7 protein-coding genes are annotated in these 20,114 nt (G+C 73.1%); all 7 read right to left on the minus strand.

Annotated features, from left to right (window positions below; all coding sequences use genetic code 11):
* Positions 1-12: 12 nt before the first annotated feature.
* The 7 genes from AAH991_RS35620 to AAH991_RS35650 are packed head-to-tail and all read right to left on the minus strand — an operon-like array spanning position 13 to position 20,091.
* Entirely contained in the window at positions 13-5,421 is a 5,409-nt protein-coding gene (locus AAH991_RS35620) for a non-ribosomal peptide synthetase/MFS transporter (RefSeq protein ID WP_346230346.1), read from the minus strand.
* A complete protein-coding gene (locus AAH991_RS35625) occupies positions 5,418-5,588 on the minus strand; it encodes an MbtH family protein (protein ID WP_346230347.1) in 171 nt (56 codons plus the stop codon). Before AAH991_RS35625 ends, AAH991_RS35620 begins: the two co-directional genes overlap by 4 nt.
* Complete coding sequence (locus AAH991_RS35630) at positions 5,585-11,830, minus strand: non-ribosomal peptide synthetase (RefSeq protein WP_346230348.1); 6,246 nt, start codon at positions 11,828-11,830, stop codon at positions 5,585-5,587. Before AAH991_RS35630 ends, AAH991_RS35625 begins: the two co-directional genes overlap by 4 nt.
* A complete protein-coding gene (locus AAH991_RS35635) occupies positions 11,823-13,370 on the minus strand; it encodes a condensation domain-containing protein (RefSeq protein WP_346230349.1) in 1,548 nt (515 codons plus the stop codon). Before AAH991_RS35635 ends, AAH991_RS35630 begins: the two co-directional genes overlap by 8 nt.
* Positions 13,367-14,341: a hypothetical protein gene (locus AAH991_RS35640; protein ID WP_346230350.1), complete on the minus strand. Its 975-nt coding sequence runs from the start codon at positions 14,339-14,341 to the stop codon at positions 13,367-13,369. Before AAH991_RS35640 ends, AAH991_RS35635 begins: the two co-directional genes overlap by 4 nt.
* Positions 14,338-17,439: a non-ribosomal peptide synthetase gene (locus AAH991_RS35645; RefSeq protein WP_346230351.1), complete on the minus strand. Its 3,102-nt coding sequence runs from the start codon at positions 17,437-17,439 to the stop codon at positions 14,338-14,340. The genes AAH991_RS35640 and AAH991_RS35645 overlap by 4 nt, the downstream gene beginning before the upstream one ends.
* Positions 17,440-17,490: 51 nt before the next feature.
* Positions 17,491-20,091 carry an AMP-binding protein gene (locus AAH991_RS35650; RefSeq protein WP_346230352.1) on the minus strand — a complete coding sequence of 867 codons (2,601 nt, stop codon included), beginning with the start codon at positions 20,089-20,091 and terminating at the stop codon, positions 17,491-17,493.
* Positions 20,092-20,114 lie beyond the last annotated feature (23 nt).

Raw genomic sequence — 20,114 nt, forward strand, 5'->3', positions numbered from 1 at the left:
TGTCCCCGGTCGTCAACGGCGGCCACGTACGGTCTCGTAGCCGATCAGGTCGTCCGGCACGGCGTCCGGGACGTGCTCGTCGAACCGCGCCAGCGCCCGGAAGCGGGCCGAGACGAGCACGACCGCGGTGATGGCCAGGCCGAAGCACACGTACATGAACCCGATGCCGCGGCCGGCGCCGACCCCGATGAGGGCGCCAACGCTGTCGGCGAGCGGCCCACCCGGGGCAAGCAGCGGCTCGAAGACCTGCGCGCCGTACGGCGCGACGAGGCCGAAGCCGACGGGCAGGGTGGACCATGCGACCAGCGTGTTGAGCGCGATGACCCGGCCGTGGAACCGCTGCGGCACCTTGACCTGGATGATCGTGGCGTAGACGCCGTTGACCAGGGCGAGGCACAGCGACATGCCGAACGCTCCGGCCGCGATCAGGCCCAGGTCGGCCCGGAGGCCGGTGACCAGGCAGGCCCCGGCGAGGGCCAGGGTCGCCAGCAGGACACCGCGGAGCCTTCGCCGACGCGGGCCGCCCCAGACGGTCATGACCACGCCGCCGACGAACGCGCCCAGGCCGCCGGCGAACGACACCCGTGCCACCTCGGGGAGCCCGGCGAACGCCAGGACCAGCGGTGAGATCATCAGGAACAGCGGTGACAGGAAGACGTTCAGCGCCGCAAAGAATCCGAGCATGCTCCGGAAGCCGCGGCTGCCCCAGGAGTAGCGCAATCCGCCCAGCATCTCCGCCGCGATGCTCTCCCGCCGCCTCGCCGCCATCGTCCGGGGGAACCGGGTCACCAGCACCACTCCGATCGCCAGCGCGTAGCTGGCGACGTCGATGACGAGGATGCCCTTCAGGCCGATGAGCGACATCAGGCCCGCCGCGACGAGGGGGACGACGAGCTGGGCCGTCCCGGTCGCCATCTGGACGAATCCGTTGGCGTGGCCGAGGAAGCGCTTGGGGACGAGCTGCGGAACCGAGGAGGCGTAGGCGAGGCGCTGGAACGTCAGCGCGACGGACAGGCAGACGATCAGGGGGTAGATCTGCCAGATCTCCAGATTGTTCGTCCACAGCAGCGTTCCCAGGACCAGCTGGGTGCCTCCGGCGGCCAGGTCGCCCGCCAGCAGCACCCTGCGCCGGTCGAACCTGTCCACGATCACCCCGGCGAGCGGCGAGACCAGCATGCCCGGCAGCAACCCGAGCACGGCGAACAGTGCGAAGTTCACCAGCGATCCGGTGGTCAGGTAGATCCAGAGCGGTATCGCGAACTCGGTCAGCGCCGATCCGACGATCGAGACCAGCTGCCCGGCCGCCACCGTGCCGAACCGCCGCATGCTCGGACCCGGTTCACGTGCCTTCCCCTTGGGGGATCCCAGGCGCACGGCCGGCAGCGCCTCCTGCTCCGACGTGTCGTGCACCCACCACGTGGACTCATCCGTACGGCCCAGGCGTCCCGGGTCGCCGTCGGCCATCGCCCGGTGGACGGAGGTGAGGATCTGGGCGAGCTCCCCGGCCCGATACCTGAGGAAGAAATGTCCCGCCTCGTCGAGGACGGCCACGCCGGTGCGAGCCGACAGCAGATGCCACTCGCGAAACCGTTCCTGGTAGAACTCGGTGGCCGGGTCACGGTCGCCCACCACGGAGATGATCGGCGCGCGGAGCGGCCGCGTGCCCTCGTCGAACAGCCGGGTGAAGTACCGCTCCGCCTCCCTGGTGCCCTTGCGACGGTTGTCGATCACGAGCTTGAGCTGGTCGCGGCCCAGCTCGTCGACGTCCAGGCCGGCCGCCCGCAGCGCGTTGGCCCACAGCCGGTCGCCGCGCAGCCGGTCGGTGAGCTCCGGCAGGCGGGCCAGCCGGCTCTTCAGCCGGGCGAAGGGGAAGATTCCACCGAGGTAAACGGCGTCCACCTCGCGCCCCGCCGCCTCCAGACCGCGGGCGATCTCCACCGTCAGCATCACGCCGAGGCCGCAATGGCCGTACAGCGCGAGCGGCCCGTCGACGCCGTCGAGGATCTCCTGCACGCACTCGGCCGCGACCTCGTCCAGCGGCCTGGCTTCCTCCCCCAGCTCGTGCCCGGGGACGGCGATCGAGTGCAGTGCCCAGCCGGGGGGCATCTCGTCGGCCAGCGGCTTGTAGATGGCAGCGCTGCCCCCGCCGTACGGCGCGCAGACCAGCGTGGCGGTGGCAGGCCCGGCCGGAGTGAGCCGGTGCAGGAGCCGTCGCGGCCCGTCGTCCTCCCCGTCGGCGAGCCGTGCCAGCGCCCGCACCGTGGGATGCCGGAAGAGGTCCATGACCGTGATCAGCCGGTGCGGCACGACCGTCCGCAGCCGGGCGACCACCTGCATGGCGAGCAGCGAGTGGCCGCCGAGGTCGAAGAAGTCGTCGAGCGCCCCGACCCGGTCGAGCCCCAGCACCCGCTGCCAGACCTCGGCGATCGCCTCTTCCGTCGCGGTCCCCGGGGTGACGAAGCCGGCCTCCTGGTCGGGGCGGTCGTCGCCGGGATCGGGCAGCGCGGCGCGGTCCACCTTGCCGTGCGACTTGAGCGGCAACGCGTCGAGCCACATGTACCGGGACGGGATCATGTAGTCGGGCAGCAGGCCGCGCAGCGTCTCGCGCAGCTCGGTCGCGGCCGGCCGCGACCCGCCGCCGGGATGTCCGAGGTAAGCGATCAGGCGGCCGTCGCGCAACTCCACCACGGCCTGCGCGACGCCGGGAAGCCCGGCGAGCACGGACTCGATCTCACCGAGCTCGACGCGATAACCGCGGATCTTCACCTGGTGGTCGTCGCGCCCCAGGAACTGTAGGTCGCCGCTCGGGAGCCAGCGTGCCAGGTCCCCGGTCCGGTAGAGGCGGGCGCCGGGCCCGCCGTACGGATCGGGGACGAAGCGTTCGGCGGTCAGCCCCGGCCTGCCGAGATAGCCCCGCGCCAGCCGCTCGCCGCCGATGTGGACCTCCCCGGCCACACCCACCGGCACCGGCCACATGTGCTCGTCGAGCACCCGGATCGACGCACCCGGCAGCGGCCTGCCGATCGGCAGCGTCGTGCCCGCACCTTCGCCGCCCGGATCGCCACCGGGCCCGACGGTGAACGTGGTCACCCCCACGGTCGCCTCCGTCGGCCCGTAGTGGTTGACGACCCGGCACCGACCCGCGGCCGCGAGTTCCCTCGCCAGCGACCAGGGCGCCGCCTCTCCGCCGAGGATCAACAGACGCCGGGGCAGCAGTTCCTCGGGCCGGGCGTCGGCCAGGAGGGCGGACAGGTGGGATGGGGTGATCTTCAGGTAGTCGGCCCCGATCCCGGCAAGGTGGGCGGCGAGCGCGGGCGCGGCCGTACGTGCCGGGATGAGATGCAGCGTGCCGCCGGTCATCAGCGACAAGTAGAAGACGGTCACGCCGAAGTCGAAGGCCAGCGACTGCAGCAGGGCGAAGGTGCCGCCCGGCTCGACCTCGAACCGTTCGCGGACGCCCGCCAGGTAGTTCACGACCTCACGGTGCTGCACCGCGACGCCCTTGGGCCGGCCGGTGGTGCCTGAGGTGTAGATCACGTACGCGAGGTCGACGGGCCGGACGTCGCCCCGTACGGGGCCATCGTCCTCGTCCTCGAGATCCGCCAGGCTCACGGCCGTGACGGCGGCGGGGAGGCGGCCACGCAGCCCGGGCGTGACGACGGCGACCTTCGCCGCGGAGTCGGTCACGGCGTGTGCCAGCCGGTCCCGCGGGTGCTCGGGGTCGAGTGGCACGTAGGCGCCACCCGCCTTGAGCACCCCGAGAACCGCCACCGCGACGTCGACGGACTGCTCCATGCAGACGGCCACCCGCTCATCCCGCCCGACTCCGTGGCGCCGCAGGCGTCGGGCGAGCCGGTCGGACAGCCGGTCCAGCTCACCGTAGGTGAGCGTGGCGTCGCCGCAGACGACGGCGGGCGCCGCCGGGTCGCACCCGCGGATCAGCTCGTGCAGCAGCCCCTGCCCCCCGGACGGCGGTGCGGCTCCGAGGGCGAGAACCTCTGACCGCTCTTCGGAGTCAAGCAACTCCACAGCGGACACGGGCGTGCCGGGAGCCTCGGCGACCGAGCCGAGCAGGTTCGCGAAGTGGCGGGCCATCCGCTCGATCGTCGCCGGGAGGAACAGCGCGGTGTTGTAGACGAGATGGCCCTCGATGCCGTCACGAGTCTCGCGGAGGTAGAGAGTGAGGTCGAAGCGGGTGGTCTCCGTCTCCAGTCGGAACTCCGCCAGGCCGAGGCCGGTCCGCCACTCGGCCGGAGCCTGGAAGTTCTGCAGCACGAACATGACCTGGAACACCGGCGAGCGGCTGACGTCCCTGGTCACGTTCAGCTCGCTCACCAGCTGGTCGAACGGCAGCTCCTGGTGGGCATAGGCGTCGAGCGCACCGTCGCGCACCCGGTCGAGCAGCTCCTCGAACGTCGGCTCGCCGGTCAGGTCGGCCCGCATGGCGAGCGTGTTCACGAACAGCCCAACGGCGCCCTCCAGCTCGGGGAGCGCCCTGCCGCTCACGGGCGAGCCGACGGCGAAGTCCCGCTGCCCGGAGTAGCGGAAGAGAAGCACCTGGAAGGCCGCCAGCAGCACCATGTACGGCGACGCTCCACGGGCCGTCGCGAGGTCGCGTACCCGCGCGGCGGTGTCCCGCTCGATCCGGAACCGCCACCCCGCGCCGGTGAACGTCTGCTCGGCGGGCCTCGGCAGGTCGACCGGGAGGTCCAGGGCGGGCAGGGAGGCCAGCCGTTCCCGCCAGTACGCCACGTCCTCCCGCGCGGTCGGCCTGTCTCGCTGCCAGATGGCGTAGTCGCCGTACTGGAGGGGTGGCGGACCCAGAGGGGATCCCGCGCCGACGCGGAACGCGTCGTGCAGCGTGAGGGTCTCGCTCAGCACCAGGTCGTAGGACCAGCCGTCGATCACCGCGTGGTGCGCGGTCAGCAGCAGCACGTGGTCGAGCGGACCGAGCGCGATGAGCAGGCTCCGCAGGAGAGGTCCCTCCGCCAGGTCGAAGGGCCGCGCGAGCTCTGCGGCTATCCGCCGCCTGGCTCCGTCCTCGTCCGCCTCCACGACCGAGAACTCCACCGTGGACGCCTCGTCGATGATGAGGCGGGGACGCCCGTCCTCGGTGGTGGGGAACCGCATGCGCAGGCTCTCATGGCGGGCCGCCACCTCGCGCAGCGCCCTTTCCAGCGCACCGCGGTCCAGCTCACCGGACAGGCGGGTACACAGCGGCACGGTGTAGGCGGTGGTGCCGGGGGCGTACTGCTCCATGAACCACAGCCGCTCCTGCCCGTGCGACAGCGGCGGAATCCGTCCCGGCGGCCGGGCCGGGACGGACGACGAGAGCGTACGGCGGCGCAGCAGACCGGCGAGGACCGCCTGCTTGGCGGGGGACAGACTGCCGGGCGTCTCCGCGCCGGTGTCGGTCCTCATCGGGCGCTCAGCGGACGCATGTCCGTCCAGACCTCATCGATGTGGGCCAGGCAGTCCTCCTTGGCGCCGGTGAACCCGGTGGGCCGCCAGCCGTCCGGGACGTCACGTCCCAGAGGCCAGACCGAGTACTGCTCCTCGTGGTTGATCACTACCTGGTAGGCGCTCACTTGTCCTCATCTGTCACGGGTTCGAGCAGGTGCAGTGCTTCCTCGTCGGAGAGCCCGCTGAGGGTGTCGAGGAGGACCCCCTCGACGGCGGCGGCGAACTCCGCCACCGTGCGGCGCGCGAACAGCGTGCGGATCGGGATCTCCACGCCGATCACCGCCTTCAGCCGCGCCGCGATGCGCACGGCGAGCAGGGAGTGCCCGCCGAGGTGGAAGAAGTCGTCGAACGCGCCGACCGCGTCCATGCCGAGCAGGTCGGCCCAGACCTCCGCGACCAGCGCCTCGGCGTCGGTGCGGGGGGAGACGAACGTGGCGGCTCTGTTCGCGACGGGCGCCGGCAATGCCTCGAAGTCGATCTTGCCGTTGGCGGTCAGCGGCAACCGGTCGAGGGGCACCCAGGCGCCCGGCACCATGTGCGGCGGCAGGTTTTCGGCCCCGTGCCGCCGCAACTCCTCGACCGTCGCGGGTCCCACCACATAGGCAACGAGCGTCTCGTCGCGGGCGACCACCGCGATCCCACCGACGCCGGGGTGGGCCAGGTACGCCGCCTCCACCTCCCCCGGCTCGATGCGGAAGCCCCTGACCTTGACCTGCCGGTCGGCGCGTCCCAGGAACTCCAGCTGTCCGTCCCGCCGCCAGCGGGCCCTGTCCCCCGTGCGGTAGAGCCGGCCGCCGCCCCCGGCGAAAGGGTCGGGGACGAACCGGTCGGCGGTGAGACCGGGCCGACGGGCGTAGCCCCGCGCCACTCCGGCTCCTCCGACGCACAGCTCCCCCGCCGCGCCCGGCGGGACGGGTTCCCCGTGCTCGCCGAGGAGCCACACCGTGGTGTCCCCGATGGGCCGTCCGATGGGCGGGCGCCGGCCGGCTTCCCCGTCCAGGTCTGCCGTCGTCGCGATGACCGTGGCCTCGGTCGGCCCGTACGTGTTGACCAGCCTGATGCCGGGGAAGCGCTCGCGCCAGCGGCCGGCCGCCGCCCCGTCGACCTGCTCTCCGCCGAGGATGACCAGCCGGAGAGCCGGCGGCCAGGCGACGGCGCCGCCCAGATCGACCAGATGGTGCCAGTAGGCGGTGGGCAAGTCGAGCACGGTGATGTCCCGGTCGGCTGCCATCGCCTCGGGCAGCGCGGCGGCGCCGTCCGGAAGCAGGACGAGCGTGGCGCCGGCCACCAGAGCCGGATAGATCTCCTCCACGTGGGCGTCGAAGCCGAGCGAGGCGAACTGCACGACGTGGTCACCGGGTCGCAGCCCGTACTCCTTCACCATCCACACGACGCGCGCGGACAGGGATCCGTGCTCGACGACGACGCCCTTGGGGACTCCCGTGGAGCCCGACGTGTAGATCACGTACGCCGGGTCGCCCGGCGCGGCCTCCTCAGCCGCAGCGCCCGTCCCGATCACGTCCGCGGACGGGACGGGGATGACGGTCACCCCTTCGGGAAGGCGTCCGGCCAGCCGCGGATCGGTCACCATCGCCACCGCACCGCCGTCGGCGTACAGGTGCGCGAGTCTGGTCGGCGGGTGGTCGGCGTCGAGGGGAAGGTAGGCGGCTCCCGCGCGCAGGATCCCCAGCAGCGCGACCACGGCGTCGAGACCGCGCCCGAGGCACACCGCGACCACCTGGCCCCGGCCGATCCCCCGTGCTCGCAGCACCCCGGCCAGCCGGTCCGCCTCGTCCAGCAACTCGGCGTACGTGAGCCAGGCGTCGCCGCACCGCACGGCCACGGCGTCCGGGGTGCGGCGCGCGGTGCCGGCGATCAGCGACGGCACGGCGGCGTGGTCCGGGACGCGGCCGGAGGCGGGCGGCGGCGCGGCCAGCTCGCGCAGCGCGGCTGTGTCGGCGTCGGTGAGCAGCGGGAGCTCGCGCAGGGGGCGGCCCGGGTCGTCGGCGATCCCCCGGCAGAGGACGCCGAACCTGGCGGCGATCCCCTCGACAGTGGCCGGGTCGAACAGGGCGGCATCGTAGGCGAAGACCAGGGACAGGCCGTCGGCATCCCGCCAGACCTCCAGCGTGAGGTCGAGCTTCGCCTGCGTGTGACCGTGCGCGAACGGCTCCACGGAGAGGTCGCCGAACCGGTCCGTCATCAGTGCCCGGTCGTCCTGGCTATGCAGGATCAGCATGGTCTGGAAGAGCGGGGGGTGATCGGCGTCCCGGTCGAGGTCGAGCTCGGCGAGGAGGCGTTCGAAGGGCACCTCCTGGTGGGCCATGTCGGCCAGGACCGCGCGGCGGGTGGCCTCGAGGAACTCTGCGAACGGCGGGTCGCCGCGCAGGTCGCCGCGCAGCGCCAGGGTCCTGGTGAGGTTGCCGACGACGGGTTCGAGCTCGACCCGGTCCCTTCCCGCCGTCACCGAGCCGACGACGATGTCATCCTGGCCGCAGTGGCGGGCGAGCAGGACCTGATAGGCGGCCAGCAGGGTCATGAACAGGGTGGCGCCGTGCTCGGCGCCGAGCCGTTCCAGTCCCGCCGTCACGTCCACTGGCAGGCGCACGGACAGCAGCGCGCCGTCTCTACGGCGCCCCGGCCTCCTCGGCCGGTCGAGGGGAAGGTCGAGGACCGGCGGGCCGGCGAGCCTGTGCCGCCAGTACTCGAAGGTCTCCGCGTGCTCCCTGCCGCGCTGCCACGCCGCCACGTCGCCGTACCGCAGGGCGAGCGGCGGCGGGGAGGCCCCGGCGTAGAGGCTCGCGAGGTCGTCGAGAATGACGTTCAGCGACCAGCCGTCGCCGAGGATGTGGTGGATCACCCAGCACAGCACGTGGTCGTCGTCCGCCAGCCGGATGAGCGTGAGGCGGGCCGGCGGGGTGTCGGCGAGGTCGAGCGGTGCGTTGGTGCGCGCCGCCACCAGCCGGGCGGCCTCGGCCTCGTCCCGTGCGTCGAGGTCCTCCCAGGCGACCGGGCCGGGCGGATCGACCACGACGCCTGGTACTCCCCCTGCCTCGGGGAAACGGGTGCGCAGCGACGCGTGGCGCGCGACCACCGCGGTCAGGGCGGCGGCCAGGGCCGGGCGGACCAGCGGCCCGCGCAGCCTGCGCACCAGGTACATGTTGTAGGAGGGATCGCCGGGATCGAGCCGGTGCAGGAACCACAGCCTCTCCTGGACCGCGGACAGCGGCGGCGCGCCGCCGTCCATCCTGATCGGGATCGCCTCCCGGCCGTCCGGCTCCCGCGCCTCCAGCACGGTCGCCAACGCTTGGACCGTCGGGTACGCGAACAGGTCGCGCACCGGCACGTCGACGCCGAGAGCGACGGACAGCCGGGCGGCGGCCTTCGCGGCGAGAAGCGAATGGCCGCCGAGAGCGAAGAAATCGTCCCGCGCGCCCACGTCCTCGGCTCCGAGCACCTCGGCGAACACCGCCGCCACCCGGCGCTCCATGGCGGTCGCGGGTGCGCCGCCCGCGCCGGAGTTCAGGGCCGCGGGCTCGGGCAGCGCCTGGCGGTCGATCTTCCCGTTCGGCGTGAGCGGCAGCTCGGCGAGCGGCACGAAGACGGCAGGCACCATGTATCCGGGCAGGACGGCACGGGCATGCGCCTCGAGCGCGTCCAGGCCGGCGACGTCGTCCTCGGCTGCGGGGACGACATAGGCGACGAGGCGGTCGGCCCGCACCACCACGGCCGTCCGGCTCGCCGAAGGATGCTCGACCAGGCGGGCCTCGATCTCGCCGAGTTCGATCCGGTGGCCGTGCAGCTTGACCTGCCCGTCGGTGCGGCCCAGGCATTCCAGTACGCCGTCACCATGCCTGCGGCCCAGGTCGCCCGTGCGGTACATCCGCGCGCCGGAAGGTCCGAAGGGGTCCGGCGGGAACCTGTCGGCGGTGAGGCCCGGCCGGTTCAGGTATCCCCTGGCGAGGCCGGAGCCTGCGATGTAGATCTCGCCGGTCACCCCGTCGGGGACGGGGTTCAGCCACCGGTCCAGGACGTGGACCCGGGTGCCGGAGACGGGGCGGCCGATCTCCACCCGGTCCGGCACGTCCGGCGGCACCTCCCAGCACGTGGACCAGATCGTGGTCTCGGTGGGCCCGTAGACGTTGAACAGGCGAGAGACGCGCGGGCGCAGCTCGGCGGCCAGGGCCGGAGGCAGCGCCTCGCCGCCGGCGAGCGCCACGACCCCGGGACGGTCGAAACCCGCGTCGAGCAGCATCCGCCAGCCCGACGGCGTGGCCTGCACGTGGGTGATCCCGTGTCCGGCGACCAGCCGGTCGAGCGCGCGGCCGTCTCCGGTCTCGGTGGCGATGACGACTGTTCCGCCCGAGACGAGCGGGAGGAACAGTTCGAGCGCCGAGATGTCGAAGGAGAGCGAGGTCGCGGCGAGCCAGCGGTGCCCCGGGGAGGCGCCGAGCAGGTCGCGGAACGACAGCAGCAGGTTGGTCAGCGCGGCGTGCTCCACGGCGACGCCCTTGGGCCTTCCCGTGGACCCCGAGGTGTAGATGACGTAGGCCAGGTCGCCGGCCGCCGGGCCGTCCGGCTCGCGGGGTGGCAGGTCGTCGTCCGGCGTGTCCCACCCCTCGAGGGTGATCACGGGCCGATCCCGGGGCAGGCGGTCGCGCAGCCGATCCTGGACGAGCATCAGGTGGGCCCCCGAGTCGGCCAGGACGAAGGACAGGCGGTCGGCCGGGTAGGCGGGGTCGAGCGGCAGGTAGGCCGCCCCGGCCCGGGCCACGGCGAGCAGCCCCACCAGCATCTCCATCGACCGCTCGGCGCACAGCGCGACGATCCGGCCCGGCCCCGCCCCGGCCGCACGAAGGCGGCGGGCGAGACGGCCGGCGGCGGCGTCCAGCTCCCCGTAGGTGAGCGACCGCTCCCCGCACACCGCGGCGACGGTACCGGGATCGCCGTTCACCAGGGCGGTCAGCGACGCCGGGGGGTACGCGGCGGGTCCCCGCGAACGGGCCGAGATCATACGTCGCTCCCCGTCGCCGAGGATGTCGACCCGGGACAGCGGGACGTCGGGATCCGCCACGACCGCGCGCAGCAGCCTCGCGAACCGCGCGGCCATGCCCTCGACCGTTTCGCGATCGAACAGGCCGGCGTCGAAGACGAAGTACGCGTCCAGGCCGTCGCCGGCCGGGTGGATCTCCACCGACAGGTCGGACTGCGCCTGGGCGCCTCCGGCGGCGAAAGGCTCGACGGCGATCCCCGGGAGCATCAGGCGCTCTCCGGACTCCTGGTGCAGCGCGAACCGCGTGCGGAAGAGCGGCGCCCGGCCTCGTTCGTGACCGGGGCCCAGCTCCGCGACGAGACGGCTGAACGGGACCTCCCGGTGGGAGACCGTGTCGAGCACCCCCGCCCTGGTCCGGCGCAGCAACTCGCTGAAGCTCGGGTCGCCGGACAGGTCGCCCCGGAACGGCAGGGTGTTGAGGAAGGGACCGACGACCCGCTCGAGCTCGGGGGTGTCCCGGGTGGAGACGGCCGAACCGACGCAGATGTCGTCCTGCCCGCAGTGCAGGGCGAGCAACACCTGGTAGGCGGCCAGCAGCGTCATGAACAATGTGCAGCGCCGCCGCCTGGCCAGATCGGAGACCGCACGGGTGAGCTCGGCGGGCAGCCGGAGCTCCACCGTCCCGCCCGAAAAGGTGCCACCCAGAGCCCCACCTGGGGCGGTGCCCTCCGGCGGAGCCGGGTGGTCGGTGGGAAGGGCGAGCACGGGCAGGCCCGCCAGCCGCTTCCGCCAGAACTCCAGGGACTCGGCGGGCACAGGACGTTCGCGCTCTCGCACGGCGTGGCCGGCGTAGCCGGCGGGGGGAGGCGGCAGCGGCGAGGGGCGGCCGGCGGCGAACGCCTCGTACAGCGCGGACAGCTCGGCGACCAGGATGCCGATCGACCAGCCGTCCACCGCGATGTGGTGGACGGCGAGGTGGAGGACGTGGTCCCGCTCTCCGATCCGGATGAGGCAGGCGCGCATCACGGGCCCTTCACCGAGGTCGAAGGGCCGCCCGGTGCGCTCGGCCACGATCCGCGCGGCGAGCCGCTCCCCATCCTGGCCGGACGCGAGGTCGACACGGTCGAGCACGGGCAGCGGGCCCGGCGCCGGCCGGGGGACGCCGTCGACACTCGGATAGCGGGTGCGCAGCGTCTCGTGCCGTTCCGTCAACGCCGCCAGGGCCGACTCAAGTGCGTCCACGTCGAGGGGGCCGCGCAGCCGTTCGGAGACGAACATGTTCGACGACGCGTCGCCGGGGTCGAGCCGCTGGAGGAACCACAGCTGTTCCTGGGCGTGGGACAGGACGCCCCAGTGGGCCTTCAGCTCACTCATGGTTCTCTCCCAGAGCGGGCAGGACGCGTCCGAGGTCGCCGACGGCCGCGCGGGCGTATCCGAGGAACGCCTCGGCCAGCGTCGCGGCGGTCGACGGATCGTAGCCGTAGTGGTTGTAGACGACGGCGCAGAGCATGCGGCCGTCGCGCTGCTCCTCGACGATGAGCTCGGGGGCGCTGAGGTCAAGCTCGCCCGGATTGGCCGCCCATTCCAGCCGCTCCTGCTCCCGGGGGAACGGGAACGGCTCGGAGGCCAGCCCCGGGAAGTGGGGCGCGCCGAAGTTCTCGTAGTGGATGCGCGAGGGGTACGGCACACGCAGTCGCGCCTCCAGGTACGGATGGAACTGGTGCTCGATCGCGCCGACCACGACACCGCGCACCCGGTCGAGCAGTTCGGCGAAGGTCGGCGCGCCCGAGACGTCGAAGCGCAGGACCAGCGACTGCACGAGGCAGCCGACGAGCGTCTCGTGCTCGGGCAGGGTCCGGCCCGGCACCGGTGACATCACGACGATGTCGGTCGTCCCGGTCCACTCGGCCAGCAGCCATGTCCAGCAGGCGGCCACGGCCATGAAGGTGGTGGCGCCGCGCACACGGGCGGCCTCGCCCAACCGCTGTCCCAGCTCGGGATCGATGTCGAAGGCATGCCTGCGCCGGGAGAAAAGACCGGTCTCCCGACGGCCGGGGAACGGGGTCAGGGAGCGGGGGGCGCCGTCCAGCACGCGGTCCCAGTACTCCCGGTTGCGCGGCCACTGCTCCTTGGCGAACCGGCAGTACTCCGCGTACGTCAGCGGCAGCGGTCGCAGCGGGCTCGGATACCCAGTGCGCAGCGCCGAGTAGACGATGCCGAGCTCGCGCAGCAGCACGCCGAAGGAGAAGCCGTCGAAGGCGAAGTGGTGCACCGACAGGACCAGCACGTGGTCGTCGTCGCTTTCCGCGTCGAGGTGCACGACCAGTGCCCGCACCAGCGGACCGGCGATCACGTCGTCCAGGCGCATCCGCTCGTCCCAGACCAGGCTTTGGGCCTCGGCCTCGTCCCGCGCCCACGCCTCGGCGACGTCGGGCGCCGGTGCGGCGGCGACGCTCACGTCCCCGGTAGGACCGACGACCGTCCGCAGGGCCTCGTGCCGCTCGACGAGCGTTTCCAGGGCGCGGGTGAGCGCCGGCACGTCCAGCGTGTCCCTGATCCTTATCGCCGTGCAGCAGGAGCCGATGTCGCGGACCGGCTCCGCCTCGAACATCCAGTACAGGAAGTCCTCCTGCTGGGTGCTCAGCGCGGCCCCATCGTGCCCGGCGCCGCCCTCGGGCGATACTCCGCCGGCCGCCACGGCCTCGTCGATCCAACGCGCCTGGTCGGCGAGCTCCGGCCGTTCGAAGGCGAGCGCGGCCGTCGCCCGGACGCCGAACCGCTCGCCGACCAAGGCGGCAAGCTGGGCGGCGCGGAAGCTGTCGCCGCCGAGTGCGAAGAAGTCGTCGCGCGGCCCGGCGGCGGGAACCCGGAGCACCCGGCACCACAGTTCGGCCAGCGTCGCCCGCGCGGTCATGCGTTCCTCCAGCTCAGGACGCTCGGTCCGGTCGTCTCGAGTTCGCTCCGGATGCGCCGGATCAGCTCGGCGGCCTCCTTGAGCGCGGGCGTCGACAGCAGCAGGTCGTAGGTCTCGGGGAAACTCCACAGCAGGTCCTCGATCAGGTACCTCCAGTAGGCGAGGCGCAGCTCGGGGTAGTCGCGCAGCACCCGCTTCTGGTGCCAGGTGTGGTGGAACCGGTCGGCGTGCGACGGACCGTCCCACTCCTCGTTCTCGACGATCCAGAACCGCTCGGTGACGGGGCGCAGGTCGACGCCGAACGTCCTGGCCACTGCCGGGGCGACCCGCTGCTCGGCGAAGGTCTGCCGGACGATAGGCGCGGATTCCGCGGGCCCCGCGTTGCCCCGCATGAACGACAGCGCCGTCCGCGCGTACTCGGCCCGGTGGCGGTCGTCCAGAAAGACGGACACGGCCATGTTCGCCGCGGGGGTGTCGAAGATCCACCTCGACAGGTCGACGCCCGACGGGTTGGGCACCTGGGCGACCGGTGGGTAGACGGCGTTGCCCGTCGACTCCCAGTGCGCGAAGACGAAGCCGCCCCGGTCCAGGCCCTCCAGGGGACGGCGCAGGTACAGATCGGTGTCGAAGATCGCGAAAGGCGCGGGACGCAACGCGGCCGCGTAGCACTTCCCCGCCGCGAAGTAGAACAGCGGATCGATGTCGAGTTCGTCGAGCGCGTCCAGTTCCGTGCCGAGGTGGTCATAGAGGGCGTCGAGCCCTTGGCGGGCGAAGTAGGCGGCGCCGAAGGTATCGGTCACCAGCTCGACGCCTCCGTGGAAGCGCCGCCAGGCGTACGCGCCGTGCACGCAGGTGAGGATCTCCTCCACCGGAAGGGCGTACTCGCCCTGGTCCAGTGTCCGATCCCGGTGGCGGCGCAGCCCGGCCCGATGCGGCCCGGTCCACAGGATGTGGGCTCCCGGCACGATCATCGCGTCATCCCTCCGCCCAGGCCGTCCACCGCGGCGGCGATGCCCGCGATCGTCGGGGTGTCGTAGTAGAGGTGGAGCGGCAGGTCTGCGCCGAGGCGGGTGCGGACCCTGGCGGCGATCTGGGTGATGGTCAAGGAGTGACCGCCCAGCTCGAACAGATCGTCGTGGGGACCCACCTCGGTGACGCCGAGGACGGCGCACCAGATCTCGTGGACCAGGGCCTCCGTGCCGCTGTAGGCCACCGGCCCGGCGGTAACCGGGAGGCGTGCGGGCCGGGGAGACGGTGACGGCAACGCCGCGCGGTCGAGCTTGCCGTTGGGGGTGAGGGGCAGCTCCGCGAGATCGGCGAAGTCGGCCGGGATCATGTACGGCGGCAGCGTCCGCGCGCAGTGCTCGCGGATGTCGGACGGCACCCGTGGCACCACGTAGGCCACGATCCGCCGCTCGCCGTCGTCGTCCTTGGGGGCGATCACGGCGGCCGAGCGGACGTCTGGGTGTTCGAGCAGCCTGGTCTCGATCTCCCCGAGCTCGATGCGGTGGCCCCGGAGCTTGATCTGGCCGTCCAGCCGGCCGATGAACTCCAGCTGTCCGTCCGGCCGCCAGCGCGCCAGGTCGCCCGTGCGGTAGAGCCGTTCCCCACCATACGGGTCGGCGGCGAAACGCTCCGCGCTGAGCTCGGGGCGGTCCCGGTAGCCGAAGGCGACTCCGTTTCCGGCGACGCACAGCTCGCCGGGAACGCCGATCGGTAACAGGCCGAGCCGTCCGTCCAGCACGTACACGCGGGTGTTGGCCAGCGGCGTGCCGATGGGGACGGCGCCCGTGACCTCGGTGACGTCCGTGACGTCCGCGCACGTCGACCAGATCGTGGTCTCCGTCGGGCCGTACACGTTTACCAGCCGCCTCGTCCTGGCCAGCAGCTCGCGGGCCAGCGCGGCCGGCAGCGCCTCGCCCCCGGCCAGCGCGGTCACCCCCGGGCCGGTGAACCCGGAGTCGAGCAGCATGCGCCACCCGGAGGGGGTGGCCTGGACGTGGCTCACCCGGTGGCGCTCGATCAGGGCCACGAGCGCGCGCCCGTCCCTGGCCGAGTCGTCCGGCGCGACGACCACCCGCCCGCCGGTGACCAGCGGCAGGTAGAGCTCCAGCGCGGAGATGTCGAAGGCGAGGGAGGTCAGCGCGACCCAGGTGTCCCCCGGCTCCGCCCCGAGCCGGTCGCGCATCGCCAGCAGCAGGTTCGCCAGCGCGCTGTGCGGGATCTCGACCCCCTTCGGGCGGCCGGTCGACCCGGACGTGTAGATGACGTAGGCGAGGTCGTCCGGCCTCGGCCCGTCCGGGAGCGCCCCGGCCGGGGGACCCGGTTCGTCCGGCACGAGCTCTTCCAGCACGAGGACCGGACCGCGGTGGCAGGGCAGCCGCTCGCGCAGCCGCTCGCCGGTCAGCACGATCTCCGCCCTGGAGTCCTCGATGACCATGGCCAGCCGCTCCGCCGGGTGGTCCGGGTCGAGCGGGAGGTAGGCGCCTCCGGCGCGGAGCACCCCGAGCATGGCGACGAGCGTGCGGGCCGACCGTTCTGCGTGGATCGCGACGAGGGAGCCCTCCGCCACCCCCGCCTCGCGCAGGCGGGCCGCCATGCCTTCGACCTCCGTGTGCAGCCTCGCGTACGTCATCGTCTCGTCCCCGAACACGACGGCGACGGCCTCGGGCGTACGGCGGGCCTGTTCGGCGAACAGAGCGGGCAACGTGGTGGCGGGGTAGGCCGTGGCGGTGTCGTTCCAGGTGGTCAGGAGCGTCTCGGTCTCGCCGGCTCCCAGCAGCGGTACCTCGGAGAGGGACGTCTCGGGGTCCGCCGCCACCGCATCGAGCAGCCGGAGCCAGTGGGCGGCCAGCCGCCGGACGTCCGCGGGTGACATGGCGCGCGGGTTGTACTGCAGGATGACGCCGAACTCCTCGGGGCCGTCCACCACGTGGACACGCAGCGCGCCGCGCACGGTGTGGTTGAACAGGGCCCAGTCGACATGGGCGGACACCTTGGGGAAGTCCGGCGCCGGCCCTCGCCTGCGATAGCCGAGCGACACCGGCGCGAGCGCGACTCCGGGGCGCACCCCGCTCACCGCCCGGGACAGCGGCACCTCCCGCACCCGGAACAGTCCGCGCAGGTCCCCGCGCAGGCCGTAGGCGAAGCGCTGGTCCTGCACGAACCGGCGGAAACTCCACTCCGGATCGGGCCTCGCCTCCACCGGCAGTTCGTTGACGAAGCAGCCGATGTGGCGGCGCGTGTCCTCCGTACGGGTCCCCAGGTCGACCGCGATCACCGGCGTGGAGTTGCCGTACCGATACAGCAGCACGTGCAGCGAGGCGAGCACGATCTCGAAGCGGCTCGCGCCGATATCCTTCGCCAGCCGGTCGAGCGCCGCGCGCCGCTCGTCCCTCAGGATGAACTCGACGGCCGCGCCGCCGTCCGTCGCGGGGACCGGCCCGGTCAGGCCGGGCAGGATCACCTCGCCGGGCTCCTGCCTGCGCGGACTCCAGAACTCCCGCGCGAAGGAGAGCTTGGCGGCGACGCGGGCGTCCTCCTGCTCCGCGAGTCCGCCGAATCCGAGCGGCGCGCGGTCCACTCGGTCGCCCACGACCTCGGCCCGGTAGAGATCGGCCAGGTCGTCAAGGAAGACGGAGGTCGACTCGCCGTCGAAGACCAGATGGTGGACCACGACGAGCAGCCGGTGCAGCCTCGGCCCAAGGACGAGCAGCGTCATACGGATGAGCGGACCGGCCTCCAGGTCGAAGGGGCGCAGGATCTCCGCGCGTACCCGCGCCTCGGCGTCCGCCGGGTCCGCCTCCTCGATGCGCAGCTCGGGCCGCTCCGCGGCGGCCACCATGTGCGGCACGCCGTTGCGCTCGCCGACGGCGCAGGCGAGCAGGGGGTGCCGATCGACGAGGGCCGAGCACGCGGCCGCCAGGGCCGGCACGTCGAGAGGCCCCTCGAAGGTGACGGAGAACGGCATCGAGTAGACCGTCCCGATGCCGCCGAGGCGTTCGTTGAACCAGATGCCCTGCTGGGCGAGCGTCGCGCGAGCAGGTGAACGAGCGGGAGTCGCGGACATCGCTGGATTTCACTTCCGATCAGGTGTGCGCAGAACGGATTCGGCGCGGATTCAGGAGACAAGCAGGCTCAGGTGGCGGGTGAAGGATTCGAGAGCGGCCCTGGCCGACGGCCCGGCGCAACGGCAAGACAGCGATCCGTCCGGCCGCTCGGTGACGACCAACCGGGGCGGCGCGTCCGCGAGCACCCGCGGCGGCAGCGTCAGCGGCTCTGCGACGCCGCCCGGCCAGTACGGCTCGGGCCGCAGCCCCTGGAAGGTGAAGCGCCCGGTGTGCGCGGGGAATCCGTCCCAGACGAGGTGCGGCGGGCTCTCGGCAAGCGCCTCCCGCACCCGCTCCAGCACGCCGGCTTCCGGGGAGACCACGACGGGGACGTTCCGGGCGACCGGTCCGACCAGCGCGGCGGCCCCGGGACCCTGCCGCGCCGGGGAGCCGACGAGGACGAGGGGCTCCCCCGGCTCGCCGGCCGTCAGCTCCGCCAGCGCCTTGCCCCAGGCGGCGAGCGCGACGGCCGCTGTGCCAGTGCGGGCCGCGCCGGCGGTACGCCGGATCGCGCCAGCCACGCTCGGGTCGAACTCCCGGGAGCAGGCGGTGCCGGCGCCGGGCGGCGCCGCGCGCACGAGCGGCACGGCGAGAGCGGCCGGGGTGAGGGTGAGTGCCGCGGCGGACTCGCTCCGTTCCCCGGCGCCCTCGTCGAAGCGGCCCGGCGGGGGCAACGCGGCCAGCTGGCCGGACAGCGTGGCGCCGTACACGACGGCGAGCTCCTGCAGGATGACGTCGAGCGACCACTCATCGCACACCAGCGGATGCGCGGTGAGCCCGAGCAGGTGCCCGTCCGGCGGTTCCGGCGTCACCACGGCCCGCAGCAACGGTCCGCGCTTCGAGTCGAAGGGGCGTGCCAGCGCCGCGGCGAGCACCGCCTCGGGGGGCGTGCCGTCCACGCTCTCCTCGAACAGGACCTCGGGGACCAGGCCGGGGACGATCCGCGCGGCGTCGCCGCCCTCCTCGGGCGGGAAGGTGAGACGCAGCGCCTCGTGCCGCCCCGCCACCTCGTGCAGGGCCCGGCGGATCATCGCGGGATCCAGGCCGCCGCGCAGGCGGATCGCCATCTCCACCGGCTCCGCCGTCGCACCCCCCGACGCGAACCACGCCTCCTGCGCGGCGGACAGCGGCACCCGGCGCCCGCGGTCGGCGAACAGCTCCCGCACCGCGGGTTTGAGGATCTTCCCGGCCGCGCCCCGCGCGAAGTCCTCGACCACGACGATCCTCGTGGGCATCTGGTGGCGGGCCAGCCGTCCCGCGAGGAACTCGCGCAGCTCACCGAAGGGAACGGGACGGCGCAACCGCACGGCCGCGGCCGGAACCGACCCCATCACGGAATGCGGCACGCCCACGACGGCGGCCTCCGCCACCGCCGGGTGCTCGTGTAGCGCCTCCTCGATCCGCAGGGTGGAGACCTTCAGCCCTCCGGACTTGATGACGTCGCTCTGCCTGTCGACCAGGAACAGGTAGCCGTCCTGGTCGAGGTAGCCGACATCTCCCATGCGCACCCAGCCGTCGCGGAAGACCTCCGCGCTGCCGGCCGGGTCGTCGACGTACGAACGCGGCGGGGCCGGGGAGCGCAGCCAGATCTCGCCGGCCTCGCCCGCCGGGAGGACCCTTCCCTCCCCGTCGCAGACACGCAGGTCTCCCGGATCCGTGGCCCTGCCGAGGGAGGCCGGCCGCTTCGGATCGAGGATCATGGCCGTCCGCGCGGGGACGGCCTCGGTGGAGGTGTAGTAGTTGACGATGGTGGCGCGGGGGAAGGCCGCGGCCAGGTCCGTCGCGACCGCCGGGGGCAGCGCGGCGGCCGACGAGCCGACCAGCACGAGGCTCGACAGGTCGTGCCGGGCGCAGGCGGCCGAGCCGAGTAGCTCGATGGCCATGGACGGGACGAGGAACGCGGTGCCCACGCGGTACGCCTCGACCAGGCGGCAGAACTCCTCGGCGTCGAAACGGGCGAGCGCCAGAGCGGCCGGGTGCGCGGTGAGCGCGTCCATCAGCATCATCTGCGCGGCATTCGTGCCTATCGGGAAGGCATGGAGGAAAAGCCGTGAGTGCGCGTATGCCCGGTGGCGTGGGCGGGCGACGTGGCCGTGCGTGAGGTTGGCGTGGCTCGCCCCCACCCCCTTCGGCGTCCCCGTGGTTCCCGAGGTGTAGATGATCTGCGCGAGCTGATCGGGGCTCACGTCGACGCCGACGGGCGAGCGGTCGTCCGCCTCGACCTCCCCGAGGCGCGCGGTCCAGCACTCGACCGGCGGCACGTCCCGGGAGTGGTGCAGCACGGCCACGGCCGAGCAGCGGCGGACGATGTCGGCGACCTCGGCGTCGGCGAGCCGGTCGGAGAGCGGGACCGCCACGCCGCCCGCCTTCTGCACCCCGCAGCAGGCGATCGCGTAGTCGATCCACCGCTCCCCGCCGAACAGCAGACCCACCCGGTCTCCCGGGCGCAGCCCCCGCTCCAGCAGACCACGGGCGACGGCGTCAGACCGGCTGTCCCACTCGCCGAAGGCGAGCTCGCCACGGCCGTCCACGACGACCGCGGCCCTGTCGGGCTCGATCTCCGCGCGCTCCGCCAGCAGGCGCGGAACGGTCAGCGCAACCGTGTGGTGCACTTTCGGCTTCTCCTCGTACGTCG

The organism is Microbispora sp. ZYX-F-249, from assembly GCF_039649665.1.
Classification (GTDB): Bacteria; Actinomycetota; Actinomycetes; order Streptosporangiales; family Streptosporangiaceae; genus Microbispora; species Microbispora maris.